Source organism: Vibrio sp. OPT46 (assembly GCF_015163535.1).
Taxonomy (GTDB): Bacteria; Pseudomonadota; Gammaproteobacteria; order Enterobacterales; family Vibrionaceae; genus Vibrio; species Vibrio alginolyticus.
In genome coordinates this window covers 80180-83954 of sequence record NZ_JADDYG010000372.1, presented here as the reverse complement: position 1 = coordinate 83954, position 3775 = coordinate 80180, and the positions used below count along the sequence as shown (strand labels likewise).

Genomic DNA, 3775 nt, shown 5'->3' with positions numbered 1-3775 from the left:
TCAATCATTAAAATAGTGGCAAAATTATCGACCGCATCTTCTTCTTTTCCGAGAACAGGGATGCTTTGATCTTCGATGTAAGCATGTCCAGCTTCATGAAGTAAAGTGTGCAATAACGTATCTAGCGCCCCTGTTTTTGGAGATTTTCCGAAGCGTTCTTCATACTGATTATTGGAGAAGTAATTGAGCGACTCCAAATAAAAAGTGTAAGGAACGTATATTGTGTGTGTATCAGGATCATACATTGGACCATCTTCTCCGCCGTAAACCAGCGTGAGAGCTTTATCAAATGGAAAGTAGGCCTGAGATAGCTCAGCAAAGATGGTGTTTACATCGCTGCTTTGAATCGATTGTTGGGCAATTTTTTCATGAGTTGTCTCTACGGGAGAATATTGAATACGAATGTTTTCAGCTGCTGTAGCTGATGAGACGACGCTGAGTAATAGCGCAGCGCAAAGCGAATGAATGTTCATGTGGGACTCTTGTTATTGAATAACTTGTATAAAAAATTATACATGTTTTTGTCTGATGCATAGTTGGGGTTGTACTCATTAGCCAAAGTCGGGACGTCGGTCTCGAAAAGCAATCATGATAACATCGCATATTTCGGCTGCTTGGTTCTCTAGGGCGTTTATCAAGACCTCTTGGATAAGAACGGCGGTGAAGTTATTAGCTATGCATCGTATTCTAAGAAGCTTACTGAGTAACTGTGCTTCGATCTTTATCTGTGAAAATGATAATAGGCAGTTAATCATTGCAAGGTTTAACTATGGGGTTGGTGAATGTCACTGAATTGAAGAAAATTATCAGCGATATGTTATAATCCTGCTCCGTTGTGACGAAAACGTTTGTTGCAGCCTGAGAGTTTCCTTGGATTCGGCTCGTTTATACACCATGAGCCAGAGTTGAAAAGCTACGACAGGAACAGGCAAACCCAATTGTTTTGAACGCGCTCTCGGCGTTTAGCGGTTACAACGGGAAGGAACTTTGTTTGATAGTAATTGACACATTCTGTTTAAGTAAGGGAGCCCGAAGTGGTTCAGAAAGTGTCACCCAGAATTTACTCACAACACGACACCCCAAGCGATAACGCACAGGTATTGCGAGGGGCCATTTGAAGGAGCTGTATCAGCTCCTTTCACATTTAAGGGCTTGCTAACAGCGTAAAAACTGACACATCGCTTAAGGAGCGCCCCTTAAACTAGCCTAAGGCGCATCTACACCAACTTTTTGAGTATTTTCGAAACAATAAAGCGAGAAAATTTGCTATTGAACGAAGGTTAAACTAACACTCATTCATTACGGAGAATGAAGAGAACAATAATAAGAGGCGATATGAATCATTTAATATCTGTAGGTGCACTGGAGTCCTTCTTGGTCGCAATTAGTGTGCTTTTCCTGGGGCATTTTATTAATGCTAAGCTACCGATTTTAAAGAAATTCAACATACCTGAGCCGATTGTAGGTGGTCTTATTGTAGCCTGCATGATTACTGCTCTTCATTTCAACGGCATCGATTTAGAGTTCGACTTGCCATTACAAAATACGTTTATGTTAATGTTTTTTGCGACAGTTGGTTTGGCCGCAAATTACACTCAGTTGATGAAAGGAGGTGCGAAGGTTTTTATCTTCTTAGCTGTCGCATCGTTTTACATCATCATACAAAACGGCGTTGGCGTTTCACTTGCGGCGGCGCTCGGTTTAGATCCTTTGATGGGGTTAATTGCTGGCTCGATTACTCTGTCTGGTGGTCATGGTACAGGTGCTGCGTGGTCACAAACCTTTCAAGACGTGTATGGATTGGATAACGTCTTAGAAATTGCAATGGCATCAGCGACTTTTGGTTTGATCATCGGCGGTATCATTGGTAGCCCTGTAGCGCAGCGCCTAGTCGAAAAGAACAGCATAGAGTCTGAGTATGGTCGTGGTGGTCGAGATGCCAAAACTCACGAGAAATTCCCGGAGTTGGTGACTTACAATGAATACGAAGAAGATAAAGTAACGGCGAAAAAAGTGGTGGAGAAACTCTTCTTCCTACTGATCTGTGTTACTGGGGCCAAGTATGTCGAGCAATGGGTAAGCACGTATGAAATCTCATGGCTGATGATTCCAGACTTCGTATATGCGCTATTCATTGGTGTGATCATTACGAATTTCTTGGAAGTGACCAAGATTCGTAAGTTAGATGCCGAAACGGTAGATATGTTAGGTACGGTATCGCTATCTCTGTTCTTAGCGATGGCTCTGATGAGCTTGAAGTTATGGAATATCTTCGATCTAGCGATTCCATTCTTGGTTATTTTAGCTGTGCAGTCTGTCGTCTTAGCAATCTTTACGTACTATGTTACGTTCAAAGTGATGGGAAGCAACTACGATGCTGCTGTTATTGCAGGGGGGCACTGCGGTTTTGGCTTGGGGGCAACCCCAACAGCCGTAATGAACATGGGTTCGATCGTTAACCGATTTGGCCCGTCGCCACAAGCATTTATGGTGGTGCCAATTGTGGGCGCTTTCTTTATCGACATCGTCAACTTAATTATCTTGCAAGGCTACATTTCATTCCTTGGTTAAAGTTAAGTGGATGAGCTCCTAGAGGCGAAATAAAACGGTCACAACACTGGTTGTGACCGTTTTTTTATGACTTGGTTTGGTCGTTTATTGAACGAAGCATTATTGGATAGTTCGGCTGAACTTGAGGCTAGCTGTCCAACCAAGAATACCAATGAAGGCGTAAATGCCAACGTTTAACCAACCCGCTTGAGGAATGGCATTGAATGGGTTTGGTGTAATAATGGCGTGCAGCGGAAGGTAAAGCACTTCGGAGAAAAACTGATCTAGCCCGTAGAAACCAAAAAGTGCGATAGGCATCCAACGCAGCGCATAAATGGCGATAAACAAAATGACCAGTGGTGAGTTCACTTTTTGTGAAATAGCCATCGCAGTTAATGCCAGCGGTAACAGCAGAATACCGGTGAACAACATTCTGATTAAAAACTCTCCCCAATGCAGCAGCACGTAACCTAACGAGGCTTGGCGGTACAATAAAGCCAATTGGTGATCAGTAGAGATGTTCAGCAACCACAACATTAAATTTGCAGCGAGTACGAGCACCGAGCAGACAAGCGGAATCACCAATAAGCCAAATCCTAGCTTCACTAAATGGGTTTTTATGTCACTGACAGGCATACTGCGCCAAAACATAATGCTGCCTTCCGCCCGTTCTTTGCGTAGCGTTCTTGGGAAGTACTGAACGGCTAACAAGATAGACAGCAGCCCTGCTCCTCCGGAAATCAACATATTGACGTCATCACCAAGCTCTTTGTGAATGTCACTGACATCGCCACCAAAGCTCATTTGGAAAAACATATTGTGTTGTAGAGTATCGTTACTCATTAAACTCACAAAGAGAATAACTCCACACGCCAACACAAACAGTGGAATACGTAAAACAAGAGGGTTTTCTAACCACTCTTTTTGCAACATCGCGACAACTGAACGCATTACGCTGCCTCCTTCTGCAATGCTAAAAATAGATCCGCTAACTTAACCCCATGGATGGAGCCCATTGTTTCTGCTTGTTGGGCATACTGGGCTTTGAGTAACCATTTCGTTGAACCGAGGCCTTTTTGTGACGAGAGTGGGTTCATCGCTTCAATTTGTGTGCGGTGCTCGTCGTTGGCTTCAAGAATGAAATAGTCTTCACTGATACTGTCCATCGAGGTTTGCAGAACGGGGCGACCATGCTTAAGAATCAGAACATCTGTCAGCAAGTGCT

3 protein-coding genes and 1 pseudogene are annotated in these 3775 nt (G+C 43.4%); 1 reads left to right on the top strand and 3 read right to left on the bottom strand.

What is annotated here, in order from left to right; all coding sequences use genetic code 11:
- On the bottom strand, window positions 1–473 hold a 473-nt coding region (locus tag IQR33_RS17510), incomplete at its 3' end, for a DUF4344 domain-containing metallopeptidase (RefSeq protein WP_228013961.1).
- Between the two features lie 862 nt (window positions 474–1335).
- On the opposite strand from IQR33_RS17510, the gene gltS reads away from it, so the two are divergent.
- Window positions 1336–2571, top strand: a complete 1236-nt coding sequence (gene gltS, locus IQR33_RS17505) for a sodium/glutamate symporter (protein WP_005374448.1) — start codon at window positions 1336–1338, stop codon at window positions 2569–2571.
- Window positions 2572–2670: 99 nt separating this feature from the next.
- Here gltS and IQR33_RS17500 read toward each other — a convergent pair whose 3' ends face one another.
- Both IQR33_RS17500 and IQR33_RS33390 read right to left on the bottom strand, forming a co-directional pair.
- Window positions 2671–3501 (bottom strand): hypothetical protein, encoded by an 831-nt coding sequence (locus tag IQR33_RS17500; RefSeq protein WP_171342396.1) that lies wholly within the window; start codon window positions 3499–3501, stop codon window positions 2671–2673.
- Window positions 3501–3775, bottom strand: a pseudogene (locus IQR33_RS33390) (ABC transporter ATP-binding protein); the annotation flags it as partial. The gene IQR33_RS17500 and the pseudogene IQR33_RS33390, both read right to left, overlap by 1 nt.

What these genes read in the sequence shown, in the direction of transcription:
- gltS (WP_005374448.1), top strand. Translation starts at nt 1,336, where the DNA reads ATGAATCATTTAATATCTGTAGGTGCACTGGAGTCCTTCTTGGTCGCA.
- IQR33_RS17500 (WP_171342396.1), bottom strand. Translation starts at nt 3,501, where the DNA reads ATGCGTTCAGTTGTCGCGATGTTGCAAAAAGAGTGGTTAGAAAACCCT.